This is a genomic window from Pedobacter cryoconitis, assembly GCF_001590605.1.
GTDB classification, from domain to species: domain Bacteria; phylum Bacteroidota; class Bacteroidia; order Sphingobacteriales; family Sphingobacteriaceae; genus Pedobacter; species Pedobacter cryoconitis_A.
In genome coordinates, this window is record NZ_CP014504.1 from 3,945,370 (window position 1) to 3,965,499 (window position 20,130).

Genomic DNA, 20,130 nt, shown 5'->3' on the forward strand with positions numbered 1-20,130 from the left:
TAAACAAGAAAAGCCTGCAGTTTCCTACAGGCTTTCTTTAAGATTTGGCACCGACCTACTCTCCCACGTGTTACCGCAGTACCATCGGCTCTGGTGGGCTTAACTTCTCTGTTCGGAATGGGAAGAGGTGGACACCACCGATATAGGCACCTAAATGTCTTTATCCAGCTTTTGTTTGATCGCTTTCTACAGCGATTGCTCGATTGATATTGTAATGGTCTGCTCCTGCTCTGCTGTTTGCAGGCGGGTATCAAACGATGACATATTATTGAAAGAAGTTAGTTATGAAGAACAAACAACAGTTTATTGCTCTTGAAAGCTTCGGATGATTAGTATTACTCGACTATGCTGTCACCAGCTTTACATCTGTAACCTATCAACGTAGTAGTCTGCTACGGTCCTATATGGAATTCTCATCTCGTGGCTAGTTTCGCACTTAGATGCTTTCAGCGCTTATCTATTCCCAACGTAGCTACTCTGCAATGCCCCTGGCGGAACAACAGATTCACTAGAGGTTAGTCCAACCCGGTCCTCTCGTACTAAGGTCAGCCCCACTCAAAATTCCTACGCCCACAACAGATAGGGACCGAACTGTCTCGCGACGTTCTGAACCCAGCTCGCGTGCCACTTTAATCGGCGAACAGCCGAACCCTTGGGACCTTCTCCAGCCCCAGGATGTGACGAGCCGACATCGAGGTGCCAAACCTCCCCGTCGATATGAGCTCTTGGGGGAGATCAGCCTGTTATCCCCAGCGTACCTTTTATCCTTTGAGCGATGGCCCTTCCATGCAGAACCACCGGATCACTATATCCGTCTTTCGACCCTGCTCGGCTTGTCTGCCTCACAGTCAAGCAAGCTTATGCTATTGCACTCCTCATACGGTTACCAAGCGTATTGAGCTTACCTTTGAAAGCCTCCGTTACCTTTTTGGAGGCGACCACCCCAGTCAAACTACCCATCAAACAATGTCCCCCCCGAAAGGGGTTAGACACCGAATACAAAAAGGGTGGTATTTCAACGTTGACTCCAGAACGCCTAGCGACGCCCCTTCATAGTCTCCCACCTATCCTACACATCCTGTATCCAATGTCAATGTTAAATTGTAGTGAAGGTGCATGGGGTCTTTCCGTCCCGTTGCGGGTACCCGGCGTCTTCACCGGGACCACAATTTCACCGAGCTCATGGCTGAGACAGCGCCCAGATCGTTACACCATTCGTGCAGGTCGGAACTTACCCGACAAGGAATTTCGCTACCTTAGGACCGTTATAGTTACGGCCGCCGTTTACTGGGGCTTCGATTCAATGCTTCTCCTTTAACAGATGACATCCCCTCTTAACCTTCCAGCACCGGGCAGGTGTCAGGCCTTATACTTCATCTTTCGATTTTGCAAAGCCATGTGTTTTTGTTAAACAGTCGCCTGGGCCTTTTCACTGCGGCTGACATTGCTGTCAGCGCCCCTTCTCCCGAAGTTACAGGGCCATTTTGCCGAGTTCCTTAGCCATGATTCACTCGAGCACCTTAGAATTCTCTTCCCGGATACCTGTGTCGGTTTGCGGTACGGGTTTTTATAACCTGAAGCTTAGCGGTTTTTCTTGGAAGTCTGATTACCTGCGCTATCCACTTACCCGAAGGCTTGCGGTACTATCGACCTTCAGCTAGAGTGGCGGATTTGCCTACCTCTCCAATACCTACAGTCTTTAACGATCTATTCCGTCAGATCGCGGCAGTGTCACTACTCCGTCCCCACATCGCAGTTATAAAAAGTACTGGAATATTAACCAGTTGTCCATCGAATTTCCCCTTCGGGTTCTCCTTAGGCCCCGACTAACCCTGATCCGATTAGCGTTGATCAGGAAACCTTATCCTTTCGGTGGGCAGGTTTCTCGCCTGCCTTATCGTTACTTATGCCTACATTTGCTTTTCCAGAAGCTCCACCACAACTTACGTCATAACTTCGCTGCCGCTGGAATGCTCCCCTACCGTAATATTTAATATTACCCATAGCTTCGGTGTACTACTTTATGCCCGTTTATTATCCATGCACGATCGCTCGACTAGTGAGCTGTTACGCACTCTTTAAATGAATGGCTGCTTCCAAGCCAACATCCTAGCTGTCTAGGCAATCGCACCTCGTTAGTTCAACTTAGTAGTAACTTGGGGACCTTAGCTGATGGTCTGGGTTCTTTCCCTCTCGGCCCGTGACCTTAGCACCCCGGGCCTCACTGCAGTGTATATTTATTAGCATTCGGAGTTTGTCTGGATTTGGTAGGATTTGACTCCCCCGCACCCAATCAGTAGCTCTACCTCTAATAAACTTTACCACCACGCTGTTCCTAAAAACATTTCGGGGAGTACGAGCTATTTCCCAGTTTGATTAGCCTTTCACCCCTACCCACAGATCATCCGGAAACTTTTCAACGTTTATCGGTTCGGTCCTCCAGTACGTGTTACCGCACCTTCAACCTGTCCATGGGTAGATCACAAGGTTTCGCGTCTACCTCCCCTGACTATACGCCCTATTCAGACTCGCTTTCGCTTCGGCTGCGTGTCTTAAACACTTAACCTTGCCAGAGAAGAGTAACTCGTAGGCTCATTATGCAAAAGGCACGCCGTCACGCCACCTGGACGCTCCGACCGCTTGTAAGTACACAGTTTCAGGTTCTATTTCACTCCCCTGTTCGGGGTTCTTTTCACCTTTCCCTCACGGTACTGGTTCACTATCGGTCTCTCAGGAGTATTTAGCCTTACCGGATGGTGCCGGCAGATTCCCACAAGGCGTCTCCGACCTCGCGGTACTCAGGATACTACTAGACTAATGTTACTTACGTGTACGCGGCTCTCACGCTATTTTGCCAGGCTTCCCATCCTGTTCCACTTCATTTCATTAATGCCATATCGTAGTCCTACAACCCCAGCTATGCCGTAACATAACTGGTTTGGGCTCTTTCCCGTTCGCTCGCCACTACTTAGGAAATCATTATTATTTTCTCTTCCTCTGCTTACTTAGATGTTTCAGTTCGGCAGGTTTGCGCATCGTAATGCGACTAGTCTTCAACTAGCCAGGTTTCCCCATTCGGAAATCTCCGGATTAATTCATATTTGCTAATCCCCGGAGCTTATCGCAGCTTATCACGTCCTTCATCGCCTCTGAGAGCCAAGGCATCCCCTGTGTACTCTTTCTTACTTTCTTCTCTCCATAGCCTTTTGCGCCTATGGAAATGCTTTTTTATTCTGTTATTAACCTTACAGTTCCATTTTGTGTACAAGTACACTAGTAGTTCCTTCAAGCTAACAACGTCTCTATTGTTGTTTGCTCTTCTTTATTAACTTCTTCCAATATGTCAAAGAACTTTATTGTCCCAGGTATTACAGTATTACTACCTCTACCCTATTTCCTGTAGCTTTTATCTTAACTACGGGCCAATCGTGGAGAATAACGGAGTCGAACCGTTGACCTCCTGCGTGCAAGGCAGGCGCTCTAGCCAGCTGAGCTAATCCCCCTTAGAATATATAATGTAGTCCCGAGCAGATTTGAACTGCTGACCCCTACATTATCAGTGTAGTGCTCTAACCAACTGAGCTACGGGACTATTTTCCTGGGTCAGGGTTGTTGTTGAGGTGTCTCAGCACAATTCCTTTTCCTCGGTCAATTCCTTCTTTCAGCAGGTGAACAACACTCATGTTGATGTTTCATCCTATGGGTTTTTCTTTTTGAGATTTTATTGTCATTTACTTATATACTTAGTTACTCTATGTGTTAGAGTTTCATTGGTATATCATTTACGCAGCGAGTAATCTGTCTTACTCCAGAAAGGAGGTATTCCAGCCGCACCTTCCGGTACGGCTACCTTGTTACGACTTAGCCCCAGTTATCGGTTTTACCCTAGGACGCTCCTTGCGGTTACATACTTTAGGTACCCCCAACTTCCATGGCTTGACGGGCGGTGTGTACAAGGCCCGGGAACGTATTCACCGTATCATTGCTGATATACGATTACTAGCGAATCCAACTTCAAGAGGTCGAGTTGCAGACCTCTATCCGAACTGTGAATGGCTTTTGGAGATTTGCTTGCTGTTACCAGCTTGCTGCCCTCTGTACCATCCATTGTAGCACGTGTGTAGCCCCGGACGTAAGGGCCATGATGACTTGACGTCGTCCCCTCCTTCCTCTCTGTTTGCACAGGCAGTCTGTTTAGAGTCCCCACCTTAACGTGCTGGCAACTAAACATAGGGGTTGCGCTCGTTGCGGGACTTAACCCAACACCTCACGGCACGAGCTGACGACAGCCATGCAGCACCTAGTTTCGTGTCCTTGCGGACTCATCTATCTCTAAATGATTCACTAACTTTCAAGCCCGGGTAAGGTTCCTCGCGTATCATCGAATTAAACCACATGCTCCTCCGCTTGTGCGGGCCCCCGTCAATTCCTTTGAGTTTCAATCTTGCGACCGTACTCCCCAGGTGGAATACTTAACGCTTTCGCTTAGCCGCTAACTGTGTATCGCTAACAGCGAGTATTCATCGTTTAGGGCGTGGACTACCAGGGTATCTAATCCTGTTTGATCCCCACGCTTTCGTGCCTCAGCGTCAATTTAACCATAGTAAGCTGCCTTCGCAATCGGTGTTCTGTGACATATCTATGCATTTCACCGCTACTTGTCACATTCCGCCTACCTCTAGTTCATTCAAGCTCTTCAGTATCAAGGGCACTGCGATGGTTGAGCCACCGTCTTTCACCCCTGACTTAAAAAGCCGCCTACGCACCCTTTAAACCCAATAAATCCGGATAACGCTTGGATCCTCCGTATTACCGCGGCTGCTGGCACGGAGTTAGCCGATCCTTATTCCTTCGGTACATTCAGCTACTTACACGTAAGCAGGTTTATTCCCGAATAAAAGCAGTTTACGACCCAGAGGGCTGTCTTCCTGCACGCGGCATGGCTGGTTCAGAGTTGCCTCCATTGACCAATATTCCTTACTGCTGCCTCCCGTAGGAGTCTGGTCCGTGTCTCAGTACCAGTGTGGGGGGTCATCCTCTCAGATCCCCTAGACATCGTGGTCTTGGTGGGCCGTTACCCCGCCAACTAACTAATGTCACGCATGCCCATCTTAATCCTATAAATATTTGATCATTGCACAATGCTGTGCTGTGATTTTATGCGGTGTTAATCCGAATTTCTTCGGGCTATCCCCCTGATTAAGGTAGGTTGCATACGCGTTACGCACCCGTGCGCCACTTTCCTCTCTAGCAAGCTAAAGAGTATCGTTCGACTTGCATGTATTAGGCCTGCCGCTAGCGTTCATCCTGAGCCAGGATCAAACTCTCCATTGTAAAATGTTATGTTTGAACGCTGACCATTCTTAACTTGTATTAATAATAGTCTTATTCTTATTTGTCTGTCAGAACAGACTTAAAAAACTCGCGCGGTTCATGTACTTTGAACTTGTACTAGCTTACCTCGCTACGTTTGTAAATGACATCTCTTTAATGAACTTCTCGGCAGCACCTCACGGTTGCCTTTATATGTTGCAATGATTTACTTTCCAATTCCTAAAGTCTTAATGTTCTTCAGGTCTTTTCCAGTATTTCATCGTTTCAGTCTTGTTAGTATTGCCTTGTCAACATCCGTTGTAAAGCTTCCCGTTTTTGTTGGGACTGCAAAGGTAGAAATCTTTTTCGTTTTGTCAAGCTTTTTCTTTTTTATTTTCAGAAAGTTTTAATTCCTTTCTGAAGCTTAACAACAACCTCTACTTTACATCCTTTCAATCTCCTTCACTGTACCCTTTTCACTGTTTCCCTTCCTCCGAAGCGGGATGCAAAAGTAGGAAAATTATCCCATCCGCCAAACAATATCACACGAATAATTGTATACATCCCCTAACTGCATGATTTCCAACACGAAATACTTCAAACTAAATCCAACCGCAGCACCAACCAACCAGGATTGCAGTTTCAAATCCCTTAAAAACCTTTACAGGCCATAGCTATTGCCACTTCAAACGGTTAAAAAAATAGCACAAGCCCGACCAGGCCTGGCTTTAAAACACCACTATAATACTATATAACAGAGGTAAAAACCCAAAACATGGCCTCGGGCACAAAAACAGGTGTTGAAAAGGGGTCAAATAGTGCCTTGGAATGACCTTGGGATGAGGTTGGAATGACGTTGGAATGACCTTGCAATGACCACAGTCATTCTAACCTCATCCCAAAGTCGTTTCAAGGTCCTTCTAATACACTACAGTAGCACTTCTCTTCTATAACTGTACTGGATTCGCTTGACCTGAACGGTTATTTTACTGCTTTTATTTGAATCCAGCTCAAAAACAGTCTGATTCCGAAGAATTTAGGCAAGAACAAATATATAAACGGCCAATTTGTGTCGTGAAGACGATAGATAAGGGGGTACTTTTCCTTCTCCCCTATATTATATACATCTGGCCTATCAGAAAAATTTCACATCAAAAGTATCAAGTCTATATATTTAAACTAAAAAAGGCAGAGAAATCTCCACCTTTGGCCATATAGTACGTGTATTAAGTCACGTATAAATTAAATAATAAATACGCCAGCCTGATTACATCATACCATATAAGAATGACAAAATCCCTGCTAATGAAAAAAGGAGTCCCAATTACACTGCCCCCAAAAAGTTAGACACTATTTGGGGGCATTTTTATGGCTAAATACAGAAAACACGAATCGGCTTTTAAACTGAAGCTTGTTAACGCTCATCAGCGTGGGGCTTCGATTCATACATTATCGACTAAATGGACAGTATCCACGTCCCAAATCAGAAAATGGATTGATCATTATAAAACAGCAGGCCTCTCAGGGTTATTGAGAAAATCCAATCAAGAATACAGTAAGGAATTTAAGTTAAAGGTTATTCAATCGTATCTGGAGAAAGGATTATCTTTGCGGGACTGCTGTCTACATTATCAGATTCCTTCTATTGGAATAGTAAGCTCCTGGGTAAAAATACATAAGCACTTGGGTGATGACGGCTTAACTGCTCAACAGAAAGGCCGTAAAATTATGAAAGGAAATAAGCCTCAGAAAAAAACCGAAAAGGCATTAACCAGGCTGGAAGAGCTTGAAAAGGAGAATCTATATTTAAAAGCGGAGAATGAATTGCTAAAAAAGCTCGAAGCCTTAACTCAGAAAAAAGAAGCCCCGCAAAAGAAGCAGCGTTAGCCATTGAAGAGTTAAGGCATAAATATCCACTAGCACTATTACTGGATATATTTAAAATGGCCAGGAGCAGTTTCTATTACCACTTAAAAACCAAATCAATATTGAGAAAGCATGATACTGCCCAAGATCAAATTAAAAAGATCTATCATCGTCACAAAGGAAGGTATGGTTATAGAAGGATCACTTTAGAAATGAAAAATAAGGGGTGCATTATCAATCATAAAACAGTCTCAAAATTGATGGGTAGGCTAGAGCTGAAATCACTGATTAGAAGAAAGAAATATAGATCTTATAAGGGTGAGGTAGGTAAAATCGCACCCAATTTATTGAATCGCAATTTCTCATCATCACAGCCTTGTCAAAAGTGGGCAACTGATATTACAGAGTTCAAGGTAGGTGATAAAAAACTATACTTATCTCCGATTATAGAGTTATTTAATGGGGAAATTATTAGCTATAACTTATCTGAATCTCCAAATTTTGAGCAGGTATCACTGATGATGAAAGATGCATTTAAAAAAATTGATAGCAACACAAATCTGATTTTACACTCAGATCAGGGATGGCAATACCAGATGAAAAAATATCAGCAAATGTTGAAGAAGAAAGGCATTAGACAGAGTATGTCCAGAAAAGGTAACTGCCTGGATAATGCTGTTATTGAAAACTTTTTTGGCATCATAAAATCTGAACTTTTCTATCTCAAAAAGTATAACAAGATAAATGATCTTAAACAAGATATTGAAGAATACATTGAATATTATAATAACGATCGAATAAAACTCAATCTAAAAGGAATGAGCCCGATAAAATATCGAGCTCATTATATTAATAACTAATTTTTAACTTTGTCCAACTTTTTGGGGTCAGTTCAAATACCACAAACTCTTTCTTTTGGTCAGAATTGAAATCGCAGAAACAGCAATGGCTATTTGAAATAAGGTAACCGCTTTAGCTAATGACACATGTTTATCCAAATGAGCCTCAGATAATTTTTCATGTGCTATAGCGACCTTCTTTATCTCCTGCTGTTCTTTTTTATATTGCTCTATTTTGGCAGCATCGCCCGATCCATTGACCTGTAGAGATCTGATTTCCGCTTTAATCCCCTTTGCCTGGTAATAAGCCCATTGATCAGAAGCCTTTATTTGTTCAATTAATGCTTCATTCGAATGATGCCCAGCCATTAATCCTGCAATAGCAGCAAAAACAGCAACCAAAGCAGTAGATATAGCTAAATACATTATCCACTTATTTTCAGCCCCCTTCAACGCCTCCTCTGATTTCTCCTGTATAGTTTCATGAAGATGTTCTGTAGGTATTTCAATTTCTTCCATAAGTTGCCTTTAAATATGTTAACCAGATAAATGATTTAAAATCTCAGTGTTATTCCCATCTCCAAATTGAAAAGACTTGTTATATCAGACAATCCCGAACTTCTATTATCTGGCAACCTATTTTGAGCAATAGAATAATTTGGGGTAAAAGTCAAAATGAAATGTTTGATCTAATGTTAAGACTTGATTTAAAAGATTACCGAACGAAAATAGGATTTAATAATATTACATTTCATTACCAATGATCTGTTGTTTCAACAAATTTAAATACCTATATTTAAAGTACAGCATAGATACGGGGGAATAATCAAAATTATTTAACCACATAGAAGCAACCTTTCCGTCCCTTTTTTGGCCAGTAATTAATCAGATAACCGCTTCCAGAGAATTTATTTGTTAAAATATGTTAACAGCTTGACTTATAAAAAGGCTTTATATAGCTTAGCGGTCGATTATTTTTAATTGACGTTATCGTATTATTAACTTATCTTTGCACAATGTTTAAAATTAAACACGTTTTTATACTAAGTTTTACTGTTATTGCCCTGAGTATTGCAGGTTGCAAAAGCCGTTTTGAAAAAATCAGGCTCAGCAATGATGTGGCCAAAAAATACCAGGAGGCAATAAAACTATATAACAAGAAGGATTATTCAAAAGCCCTTATCTTATTTGAAGATCTTTCTCAGAAATATAGAGGAAGAACTGAAGCTGAAGACTTGAATTATTACTACGCGTATACTTTATATAGACTAAAAGATTTCACTACCGCACGTTATCAGTTTAAATACTTCGCAGATACCTATCCAACAAGTAAAAACGCTGAAGAATGCAGGTACATGGGCGCTTATTGCTATTACCTGGATTCTCCTGAGTATACTTTAGAGCAGGAAAACACTTACAAAGCAATTGATGCATTACAGTTATTTATTAACTTATACCCTAAAAGTGAGCGCGTTGCACAGGCAAGTCAATACATTACTGACCTTCGTGCTAAACTTGAATTGAAAGCTTACACGAATGCAAGATTATACTATGATTTGGGTGGATATGATATCTCTTACTTCAAATCATCTGTAATTGCATTGAAAAATGCAGAAACTGATTTCCCTGATATCAAGTATGTAGAAGATATGGATTTACTGATCGTTAAATCACAGTATTCATATGCTAGAAATAGCTATGCATTCCGTCAGGAAGACAGGTATAACGAAGCAATTGGTTATGCAAACGAATTTATTGAAGGTCATCCTGAAAGCAAATATCTTGCTGAGGTGAAAACACTGAAGACAAATAGTGAAGCTGGAATAGCAAATGCGAAACAATTAATGGCGCAGGATGCTAAACTAACTGCGAAATATAGAGCATTAATGGAAAAAGATGCAAAAAAAGATACTACTACGATTAAAACCCCCAACCCATAATGAATACGAATAAACCCGCAATACCAAACACTACGGTAACAAGAAATGTAAACGATTTAGATCAAAAGACCCACAACATTTATGAGTCTTTAGTGATTATTTCTAAAAGGGCTAATCAGATTTCAAATAACATGAAAGAGGAGTTACATGGCAAATTAGCTGAGTTCGCTTCTTCTAATGATAACCTGGAAGAGATCTTCGAAAACAGAGAACAAATTGAAATCAGCAAGCACTATGAGCGCATGCCGAAGCCAAGCCTTATTGCAATTGATGAGTTTCTGAATGATAAAATTTACCACAGAAATCCAGCTAAAGATTCACAATAAAATCTGCATAGGTATTATATAGCATAACCATTTGCATTAATAAACCATGCTCAAAAATAAAAACATTATCCTTGGCGTTTGCGGCAGTATTGCAGCATATAAGTCCGCAGTATTAGTCAGGCTCCTGATTAAGGCTGGTGCAAACGTCAAGGTAATCCTTACAGCCGATGCGGCAAACTTCATCACACCGCTCACGCTTGCCACCCTATCTAAAAACCCTGTTTACACCAAATATTTCGAAGAAGAGACCGGAGTATGGAGTAACCATGTCGAATTGGGACTTTGGGCAGATTATATGATCATCGCTCCGGCCAGTGCCAATACGATTGGTAAAATGGCCAGCGGACTTTGCGATAACCTGCTGAGTGCCGTATATCTTTCCGCTAAATGTCCTGTCTTCTATGCTCCTGCAATGGATCTTGATATGTGGAGACACCGAAGTACTAAAGACAATATTCAGAAACTGCAAAGCTTTGGCAATACGATGATCTCCCCAACAAGCGGAGAACTTGCCAGTGGTTTATATGGAGAAGGACGAATGGCAGAGCCGGAAGAAATTGTCGCTTATCTTATAGCTACCATCAAAAAAGCTCTTCCCCTGACAGGTGTAAAAGTAATGGTCACTGCAGGCCCTACTTACGAACCCATAGATCCAGTACGCTTTATAGGCAACCACTCTTCAGGAAAGATGGGTTTTGCCCTTGCTGATGAAATGGCCCGTTTAGGAGCAGATGTGATTTTAATCAGCGGACCTACTGCAGAGAAAAGTACACAACAGGTATACAGAATAGATGTAACTACAGCCAGCGAAATGCTCGAAGCTTGCAAAAGTAATTTCGGGGATAGCGCCATCACAATTATGAGTGCGGCGGTGGCAGACTACACACCCGTTCATGTTGCTGCACAGAAAATAAAAAAAGCAACAGAGGAATTCAGCATTGCGCTAAAAAAGACAACTGATATTCTTTTCACACTAGGTCAGACCAAAACCAAAGCGCAAATTCTGGTTGGGTTTGCACTGGAGACTAACAATGAAGAAGAACATGCAAAGGCTAAGCTGATCAAAAAGAACCTCGATCTGATTATCCTGAATTCTTTAAATGATGCTGGTGCAGGCTTTCAAAAAGATACGAACAAAATTACTATCTTTAATCAGTGCTTAGAGAAAACGGTATACGAAGTAAAATCAAAAACTGAAGTAGCCAAAGATATCTGTACTGAAATATTAAAGTTGCGCCCTGCATGAAAAAATTCACTTCTCTCGTTTTCGCTTCACTCTTCATTTGCTTAACTGGTTTCACTCAGGAACTGAATACCAGGGTAACTGTAACAGCACCAACAGTGCCTAACATGAATAAGAAGAATATTGAGCTGATCCAGAATACGATACGTGAATTTCTGAACAACAATAAATGGACTAATGAAACCTATCAGCCTCAGGAAAGGATTGAAAGTAATCTCGTGATTACAATCAGTTCGTGGGATGGAGCTTCAGGTTATAAAGCTGACGCACAAATACAAACCAGCCGCCCTGTTTTTGGTACTTCGTACAACAGTACGCTACTTAATCTTAGTGATAAAGATTTCGATTTCAACTATAATGAAGGAGAACCGGTGAACTTCTCTGATCAGAACTTCCTGAGCAACCTGGGCTCATTGTTATCTTATTATGCCTATACTATCATCGGATTAGACAAAGACAGCTTCAGTAAACTGGGTGGTTCTCCATATTACCTGAAGGCCCAGAATATCCTGAATGTGGCTCAGGTGTCAGGTAATTCCGGCTGGAAAGCTTATGATGGGTTGCGTAACCGATACTGGTTAAATCAGAATCTACTGGATAAAAGCTTTGAAGATTTAAGAATTTTCATCTATAACTATCACGCGAACACACTCGATCGTATACAGGAAAACCCAACCAAAGGCTGTCAGATGTTATTAGGTTTCTTAACTGACTTAAAGCAGATGGACAAGCAAAAACTAGGCTCAATTTTCCCTAATGTTTACCTGGCTACTAAAGCTGAAGAAATGGTAAATATCCTGGCTACAGGAAATACACAGGACAAAATTCAGGCTTATAACTTGCTCAGTGAGATAGATCCTGCCAATATCAATAAATACGAAATTCTAAAAAAAGGCCTTTAATCCCCTTTAAAAGCCTGCTACCCTCTTTTTATCTTATTTTAATAAAATATATTTTGCATGTACGAATATATTCTTACATTAGTACTACGAAACAATTCGTAAATACAATATGTCTTCACAAAATACGATAAAACCAACTGAAAGCGAACTGGAGATACTTCAAATCTTATGGGAGAAGGGAAATTGTACGGTGAGAGAAGTGCACGAAATCCTGACACAACATAAAGAAGCCGGTTACACCACGACCTTAAAAATTATGCAGCTTATGCAGGAGAAGGGATTGGTAAAAAGAGATACCAGTTCAAAGACACATATTTATAGTGCACTGGCCAGCCAGCAGAAAACACAGGAGCACCTGGTTTCTAAATTAATTGACAATGCATTTAGCGGCTCTGCAGCACGATTAGTGATGCAAGCCCTGGGAAATCATACTTCAAGTAAGGATGAGATAGAAGCGATAAAGAAATATTTAAATGACTTAGATTATAAATAATATTATGGAAGCTTTATTAAACAATCTTATACAGGCAACAGGATGGAGTATCCTGCATTCCTTGTGGCAGGCTGCACTCGTATATGCGCTGCTGTTACCAAGCCAGCTGCCTATCTTCCGGCTAAAAGCCAAGCTTAAATACAATTTAGCTTTTGCTGCAAATACGCTTATATTTATTTGTTTTATAGCAACTTTCTTAGCTGTATTTAAATGGCCGGCAGTGCAGCAGAGTACTTCAACTGTACAAGTCATTACAGACACGAACTCCTTATCAAATTCCTTTTTATCTGCAATCCTGATCCCTAATGCAGAAAGAATATTTCCTTTCCTTGTATTGTTGTATAGTATTGGCTTGCTGATCCAGTCTGTTATCGTTTTCAAAGGATATAACAAAATACAAAGCCTTAAAAGCGCAGTAAGAATCAATATTCCTGAAGAATGGAATCTTCTTTTTGAAGCCTTAACTAAAAAATTAAATATCAGTAAACACGTTTCCTTTCATTTGTCCAACCATGTTAATGTTCCACTTGTTATCGGTTTTTTTAAACCTGTGGTCCTTTTTCCGGTAGCCTTAGTGGCACAAATGGAGATGAAACATATAGAAGCTATACTCATTCATGAACTCTCTCATATCAGAAGAAACGATTACCTGTTTAATCTGTTCCGGACATTGATTGAAACCATTTTATTCTTCAATCCTTTTGTCTGGCTGACTGGCAAATTTATAGATATCGAAAGAGAACATGCTTGTGATGATCTGGTGGTTGAGCTGACCAACACTCCATTGACCTATGCACATGCACTGCTGCAGTTAGAATTACTGGCTGATCAAAGTTCGCCTGTATTCGCCCTGGCAGCAACAGGAAAAAATCAACATCTCTATCAGCGAATTAAAAGAATCACAGCTATGAAAACGAACTATATGAATTCAAAACAAAAGCTTTTCGCAGTGGCATTGACACTGACCACTATCATTTCATTGGCGTGGATCAATCCTGCAAAGAGTGATCAGCAGTTAAAACGTTCAAAACTATCAAAAGATACTACGTTTTTATCTCCTTCGGTACAACTTCCTATAGACACCGGGAAAAAGAAAATCAAAAAAGTATATCTCTTTAAAAAATCTGAAACACCTGATTCTATGGTGATACAGGGCCAGGATAGTTTAGCCCTGCGCCATGTATATATTAATCACAATATGCCAGAGCCTCCTGCAGTTATTATGCCGCCCGCACCTCCTGCCCCACCTGTTCCAATTGGTATTGAAATAGATTCTGTATTAGGTCATGAGTTACCAGTTACAATGCTCAATTTCACTTCGGATGTTAAAGACCTCGTTGCAGCCAGCTTTTCAGCCAATGAAAGCAAAATAGCAAGCATAGAAGCCCGTATAGCGCAAAAAGGAAAGGAATTAGAGCGAAGATATAATTCTCCCGCAGAAAAAGCGAAATGGGAAAAGTACGGTGCTGAAATGAAAGCTAAATATGATAGTCCTGCGGAAAAAGCGAAATGGGAAAAATATGGTGCTGAAATGAAAGCGAAATACGATAATCCTAAAGAGCGCGCTAAATGGGAGAAAATAGCCAAAGAAACGCAGGCTAAATATAACACTCCTGAATTCAAAGCAAAAATGAAAAAACTTCAGCAACAAGCAAGTTTACAAGCATTGAATGCACAACAAATGATCAATTCTCCTGAATTCAAAGCGAGAATCAAGTTAATGTCTGCTGATAACCATTCAAGAGTTATTTTCCTGAATGAATCAGAAGCGCAGCAAAAACTTAAAAAAACAGCAGCATATCAGGAATTGAAAAAGAAATTTGATGAAGATGTGGAGAAGCTGAAAGCTAAAGAACAGAAAAAAGACGACAATTAAATCCCGTACCAAATTATAAAATATTTAAAACCTTAATACACAAATAACCGCAGCGGCCGAAGAAACATCTTCGGCCGTTTTTTGTTAAAAAAGAATAAACGTCAAATGACTTAGTTTTCATAATTTAGCAATCAAATATGCTACAGAAACTTTCTATACGTAACTACGCACTGATCGATAGTGTCGATTTGGAACTTGATAAAGGTTTAAATATCATTACAGGGGAAACTGGTGCTGGAAAATCTATTATGCTGGGTGCACTGTCTTTGATTTTAGGACAGCGTGCAGAGACAAAATATTTTTTCAATCAGGCGAAAAAATGTGTCATAGAGGGGCAGTTCAAACTTTCGGGTTCAGGGCTGCAGCCTTATTTTGAAGAATTCGACCTGGATTATCAACAGGAAAGCATTCTGAGAAGAGAAATTTCTATTGATGGTAAGTCCAGGGCTTTTATCAATGATACGCCTGTGACGCTATCGGTGATGAAGCAGATCGGAGAAAAACTGATTGATATCCATTCTCAGCATGCGACATCAGAAGTAAATGATCCAGGCTTTCAGTTAGCTGTTGTAGACACTTTATCTAACCATCTGCCGCTGCTTACTGAATACAGGTTAAAATTCAGAGCCTATAAGAAGAACCTTCAGCTGCTGATTAATATGCAAACTTCGGCTGACGAAGCCAGAAGTAAACAAGATTACGAACAATTTCTATTTAATGAACTGGAAAGTGCAAACTTACAGGCAGGGGAACAAGCAGCGCTGGAAATTGAAATGGAAGCCTTGAATCATGCGGAAAGTATCAAAAGAGGTTTATTGAATGGCCATGTTTTACTGGATGGTGAAGAGACTGCAGTACTCCCTATTTTAAAAGAGGTTATTAACCAGATCCAGGCCATAGAAAAGTTCAATCCTGCTTATAGTGCAATGAATGAACGTTTGCGCTCGGCGATGATTGAGATCAAAGACATTGCAGAGGAAACGATAGTAATGGAAGAAAACATTGTGTACAGCCCGGCGAGGATTGACGAAATTAATGTCAGGCTGGATACTATTTATACTTTACAGCAAAAGCACCGGGTTACTTCGGTTGAAGAATTGCTGGCGATACAAAACGAACTTTCGGATAATTTAAATACGCTTTTAAACAGTGATGAAGAGATAGAGCGCTTAATCATTGCGATTAACAAGCTGAAGGTGGAGTTGGAAAAGATAGCAGACACCTTATCAAAAAACCGCAGCAAGGCTATTAGTGTAGCTCAGAAACAAGTCGGTGAGATATTAGTCCGCGTGGGCATGCCTAATGCAAAGATTAAAATTGAGCAGACTGTAGTGGAGAATTTAAATAAGGATGGAAAAGATATGATTTCCTTATTATTTTCTGCGAATGCTGGCCAGGCCCCTGCTCCTGTAGGCAAAGTAGCTTCGGGTGGTGAGCTTTCCCGTTTAATGCTTGCTATTAAATCAATAATATCAAAACATACTTTACTTCCGACCCTGATCTTTGATGAGATTGATACAGGTATTTCTGGCGAAACAGCGCTTCGGGTTGGTGATGTAATAGGTGAACTGGAGCAGAATATGCAGGTTATCTGTATTACCCATCTTCCGCAGATTGCTGCCAAGGGCGAGGCACATTACTTCGTTTATAAGAAAGAAGAGTCGGAAAGAACGACCACTGGTATCCGCAGATTAAATCCTGAGGAACGCATTTTTGCTATTGCTGAAATGCTGAGTGGTAAAAACCCAGGAGAGTCGGCTTTAAAAAATGCACAGGATTTGTTAAGCTTCAAAAACTAAAAGGCAATAATATTTCTTTCAGAAGCGTTATTACACACAAACTGTGCTGATCATTAAATAATAAAAACAAAAAAATGTACAATTTATTAAAAGGTAAAAGAGGTATCATTACTGGTGCCTTAGATGAGAATTCTATTGCTTGGAAAGTTGCGGAGAAAGCACATGAAGAAGGCGCAACATTCGTGTTAACTAACGCGCCAATCGCTATGCGTATGGGTGAGATTAACAAACTTGCCGAAAAAACAGGCTCACAAATAGTACCTGCAGATGCAACCAGTGTCGAAGACCTGACTAATTTATATAACAAGTCTCAGGAAATCCTGGGTGGCAAAATAGACTTTGTACTGCATTCTATTGGAATGAGTGTTAACATCCGTAAAAAGATCCCTTATACTGAATTAAACTATGATTATTTTCAGAAAGGTATAGATGTATCAGCTTTATCATTTCATAAGATGCTTGCTGTTGCAAAGAAACTGGATGCGATTAGTGAAGGCGGTAGTGTTGTTGCTTTAACTTATATGGCTGCACAGCGAACTTATCCATTTTATACGGATATGGCTGACATTAAAGCGATGCTGGAATCAATTGCCAGAAGCTTCGGTTATCATTATGGTTTAGAAAAGAAAGTCCGTATCAATACAGTATCTCAGTCTCCTACAAAAACAACTGCGGGTACCGGGGTAAAAGGTTTTGGAGATTTCTTTGATTACGCTGATAAGATTGCACCTCTGGGAAATGCAGATGCAGCCTCTTGTGCGGACTACTGTATCACTTTGTTCTCTGATCTGACACGTATGGTCACCATGCAAAATCTTTTCCATGACGGGGGTTATTCTTCTACTGGTGTAAGTGACGAAGTAATGCACAGGTTAGGTGTAGATACGGAAGCTTAAAATGCAATTAAAGCTGGAAATATAAGCTTCCGGAAGCTATTCCTTTAATTAACGTTTTTTAACAAATTCAAAGCCCTTAAAGGGCTTTTTTTATTATCAAATAACCACTAGATCAGTTAAATTAGCTCCATGATTAAATATCTCTTTGGGACAGTCTTGCTTTTATTATTCTGCCTGAATACGCATGCACAAAAGTTGTATACAATAAGTGGACAAGTAAAGGATAAAAAGGGAGAAACATTGCCCGGAGCCGGTATTTATCTGAGTGGGTATACGACTGCCACGGTCACCAATAATGATGGTCAGTTTACCTTGTCCAAGATAAAACCCGGATCATATGAAGTGGTGGTCCAAATGATGGGTTACCTGCCTTATAGTAAAAGTGTGATCATTTCTGATCAGGCAGTGAACATCACAATTATCCTGGCAGAGAACACCGTACAATTGAATGAAGTAGTGATCCGGGCTGATCCTGACAGGGAAAAGAATCTTAAATTATTTGAAGATTTCTTTATCGGCCGCACGCCTAATTCTGCCAAATGTAAGATCCTGAACCCGCAGGTTCTGTATATTAAGTACGATGGGGATGCGCGCGTATTAAGTGTAACTACCAATGAATTTCTGGTCGTCGAGAATAAAGCATTAGGCTACCGGTTAAAATACATGCTTAATCTTTTTGAATATAATTTTAACACGAGGATTGTCTACTTCTCAGGCCTTCCGGTATTTGAAGATTTGAAAGGCTCTGGTCGGAAAAGAAAAACCTGGCTTAATAATAGAGAAATTGCTTATGCAGGTTCACCACAACATTTCTTTCAATCTCTTTACCAGAATAAAGTAGAAGAAAACGGTTTTATCATCTATAAAAGGATTAAAACAAAGAATCCTAACCGGCCATCAGACGCTTATATTGCTTCAACAAAAGCACGGCTGATGAAAAGAATGCACGGAGCAAGCACTATAGGTTCAGTATTCACCGATTCTCTGCTGATGATGCAGCGCCTCTATGATCTCCCTAAAGAATTTACGAGCCTTGATATGTCGGGTGTAGCAACTGATACTTTAGTCAAGCGCATTTACCCCAATATGAAAACCATCAATTATAAAGATGAACTCTATGTGATGTACACTAAGGAAGAAGAAAGCAATGCTTATTCCAACACTGGCCATTATGTAATGAGGCCCTTAACAGTTCCCAATTATCAGATCTCGGTAGTTAGTATGCTAAAAGGCCCCGTTAGTTTTTATCCAAATGGTGCAATACACGATTCAAAAGCCATACTCTTTGAAGGCTTCTGGGCCTATGAGAAAATTGGTGATATGGTGCCCATGGATTATGTCCCGATAAATAAAAGATAATTTCCTTTTCGCAATTACTAAAAATATTAGTAATTTTAAGGATGATTTCAGCGGACAAGACAGAAGAGCAATATTTGAAGGGGAGAGGTGCGCAATTTAACCCTCATAATCATTTCTTAGCCCATTCCTATGTCAAAGAACACAGCGAGGGAATAGACGATTGGGAAAATGAAAACCATAAGACCAGCTTCATCATAGGCAAGTCGAAGACTATCGTCAATAAAGTGACCAGTCCCGATGTGGGCATGGCTTATTCCCTCAACCCCTATCAAGGCTGTGAACACGGCTGCACCTACTGCTATGCCAGAAACGCACATGAGTATTGGGGTTTCAGTGCCGGCCTGGACTTCGAAAGGAAGATTATTGTCAAAAAGGATGCTCCACAATTATTTAAGAAATTCCTGGAGCGCAAAGGCTGGAATGCAGAAACTATTTCTCTATCTGGAAATACTGACTGTTATCAACCCGCAGAACGTGAGTATAAACTGACCCGTCAACTCCTTGAAATTGCCCTTGCTTATAAACAGCCTATAGGGATGATCACTAAAAATGCCTTGATACTCCGCGATCTTGATATCCTTCAGGAAATGGCTAAACTCAACCTCTGCCTGGTTTACGTTTCCATCAATAGCATGGATGAAAAACTAAGACTGAAGATGGAATCCAGAACTACAACTGTCAGACAAAGATTAAAAGTAGTAGAAGAACTTAGCAAAGCCGGAATTCCGACCGGAGTCATGGTTGCCCCACTTGTTCCCGGCCTGAGTGATCATGAAATCCCAAGTGTCTTGAAAACCATTGCATCCTGCGGTGCAGAAAGTGCCGGCTATACGATAGTCAGGCTAAATGGAGCAGTTGGCCCAATCTTCGAAGACTGGTTACGTCAGAATTTTCCCGACCGTTTTGACAAAGTATGGCATATGATCCAATCCTGCCACGGCGGAACAGTTAACGACAGCAGATTTGGAGAAAGAATGAAAGGTGAAGGTAATATTGCAAAAATGATTCACGACACCTTCAAATTACATTGCAGAATCAATCATTTGAATCTTAAAAAAATACACCTTGATTCTAGTTTATTCAGTATTCCAAAGCCACAGTTAAGCTTATTCTAGGAAAGACGCATTCTTAAAGCTTCTCCAAAAAGCAAGAGCAATAGTCTTTCAAGGAACCTGACCAAAAAGTGATAGCAAAGGTATTCCTAAAGCTTCTCCAAAAAGCAAGAGTAAAGGTCTTTCCTGTTTTTACTTTTCCCAACCCAAAAAGTAATCCCGACAA

13 protein-coding genes, 2 tRNA genes and 3 rRNA genes are annotated in these 20,130 nt (G+C 40.8%); 12 read left to right on the forward strand and 6 right to left on the reverse strand.

Translation table 11 applies throughout. From position 1 onward, the window contains the following. Positions 1 to 42: 42 nt before the first annotated feature. The 5 genes from rrf to AY601_RS16330 all read right to left on the reverse strand — a co-directional run bounded on the left by rrf (position 43) and on the right by AY601_RS16330 (position 5,334). Positions 43 to 154 (reverse strand): 5S ribosomal RNA (rrf, locus tag AY601_RS16310). Between the two features lie 156 nt (positions 155 to 310). Next, positions 311 to 3,192 (reverse strand): 23S ribosomal RNA (locus AY601_RS16315). A gap of 237 nt (positions 3,193 to 3,429) precedes the next feature. Next, positions 3,430 to 3,503: transfer RNA gene (locus tag AY601_RS16320), tRNA-Ala, on the reverse strand. Positions 3,504 to 3,518: 15 nt separating this feature from the next. Next, positions 3,519 to 3,592 (reverse strand) — tRNA-Ile (locus AY601_RS16325). A gap of 220 nt (positions 3,593 to 3,812) precedes the next feature. Next, positions 3,813 to 5,334, reverse strand: a 16S ribosomal RNA gene (locus AY601_RS16330). The 16S, 23S and 5S rRNA genes sit together here with 2 tRNA genes alongside, the layout of an rRNA operon. Positions 5,335 to 6,681: 1,347 nt before the next feature. On the opposite strand from AY601_RS16330, the gene AY601_RS16340 reads away from it, so the two are divergent. Next, positions 6,682 to 7,200, forward strand: coding sequence for a helix-turn-helix domain-containing protein (locus AY601_RS16340; protein WP_068402976.1), 519 nt, complete (start codon positions 6,682 to 6,684; stop codon positions 7,198 to 7,200). Further along, positions 7,137 to 8,039 (forward strand): IS3 family transposase, encoded by a 903-nt coding sequence (locus tag AY601_RS16345; RefSeq protein WP_157287972.1) that lies wholly within the window; start codon positions 7,137 to 7,139, stop codon positions 8,037 to 8,039. The genes AY601_RS16340 and AY601_RS16345 overlap by 64 nt, the downstream gene beginning before the upstream one ends. A 27-nt stretch (positions 8,040 to 8,066) precedes the next feature. Here AY601_RS16345 and AY601_RS16350 read toward each other — a convergent pair whose 3' ends face one another. Beyond that, positions 8,067 to 8,537, reverse strand: coding sequence for a DUF4337 domain-containing protein (locus AY601_RS16350; protein ID WP_068402980.1), 471 nt, complete (start codon positions 8,535 to 8,537; stop codon positions 8,067 to 8,069). A 497-nt stretch (positions 8,538 to 9,034) separates the two neighbouring features. Here AY601_RS16350 and AY601_RS16355 point away from each other — a divergent pair, with 497 nt between their 5' ends. From AY601_RS16355 to AY601_RS16400, 10 genes are all read left to right on the forward strand, one after another. Then, positions 9,035 to 9,958: an outer membrane protein assembly factor BamD gene (locus tag AY601_RS16355; protein WP_068402982.1), complete on the forward strand. Its 924-nt coding sequence runs from the start codon at positions 9,035 to 9,037 to the stop codon at positions 9,956 to 9,958. Beyond that, a complete protein-coding gene (locus tag AY601_RS16360; RefSeq protein WP_068402985.1) occupies positions 9,958 to 10,284 on the forward strand; it encodes a DNA-directed RNA polymerase subunit omega in 327 nt (108 codons plus the stop codon). Before AY601_RS16355 ends, AY601_RS16360 begins: the two co-directional genes overlap by 1 nt. A 46-nt stretch (positions 10,285 to 10,330) precedes the next feature. Continuing rightward, complete coding sequence (gene coaBC, locus AY601_RS16365; protein WP_068402987.1) at positions 10,331 to 11,530, forward strand: bifunctional phosphopantothenoylcysteine decarboxylase/phosphopantothenate--cysteine ligase CoaBC; 1,200 nt, start codon at positions 10,331 to 10,333, stop codon at positions 11,528 to 11,530. Continuing rightward, entirely contained in the window at positions 11,527 to 12,429 is a 903-nt protein-coding gene (locus tag AY601_RS16370) for a DUF4835 family protein (RefSeq protein WP_068402989.1), read from the forward strand. The genes coaBC and AY601_RS16370 overlap by 4 nt, the downstream gene beginning before the upstream one ends. Positions 12,430 to 12,538: 109 nt before the next feature. After that, positions 12,539 to 12,922 carry a BlaI/MecI/CopY family transcriptional regulator gene (locus tag AY601_RS16375; RefSeq protein ID WP_068402991.1) on the forward strand — a complete coding sequence of 128 codons (384 nt, stop codon included), beginning with the start codon at positions 12,539 to 12,541 and terminating at the stop codon, positions 12,920 to 12,922. A gap of 4 nt (positions 12,923 to 12,926) precedes the next feature. Next, a complete protein-coding gene (locus AY601_RS16380) occupies positions 12,927 to 14,798 on the forward strand; it encodes a M56 family metallopeptidase (protein ID WP_068402993.1) in 1,872 nt (623 codons plus the stop codon). A 137-nt stretch (positions 14,799 to 14,935) separates the two neighbouring features. Beyond that, positions 14,936 to 16,597, forward strand: a complete 1,662-nt coding sequence (gene recN, locus AY601_RS16385; RefSeq protein ID WP_068402995.1) for a DNA repair protein RecN — start codon at positions 14,936 to 14,938, stop codon at positions 16,595 to 16,597. A 74-nt stretch (positions 16,598 to 16,671) separates the two neighbouring features. Beyond that, positions 16,672 to 17,493, forward strand: coding sequence for an enoyl-ACP reductase FabI (locus AY601_RS16390; RefSeq protein ID WP_068402997.1), 822 nt, complete (start codon positions 16,672 to 16,674; stop codon positions 17,491 to 17,493). A gap of 129 nt (positions 17,494 to 17,622) precedes the next feature. Further along, positions 17,623 to 18,852, forward strand: a complete 1,230-nt coding sequence (locus tag AY601_RS16395; protein WP_068402999.1) for a carboxypeptidase-like regulatory domain-containing protein — start codon at positions 17,623 to 17,625, stop codon at positions 18,850 to 18,852. Between the two features lie 41 nt (positions 18,853 to 18,893). Next, positions 18,894 to 19,967: a PA0069 family radical SAM protein gene (locus AY601_RS16400; protein ID WP_068403001.1), complete on the forward strand. Its 1,074-nt coding sequence runs from the start codon at positions 18,894 to 18,896 to the stop codon at positions 19,965 to 19,967. The last annotated feature ends 163 nt before the right edge of the window (positions 19,968 to 20,130 follow it).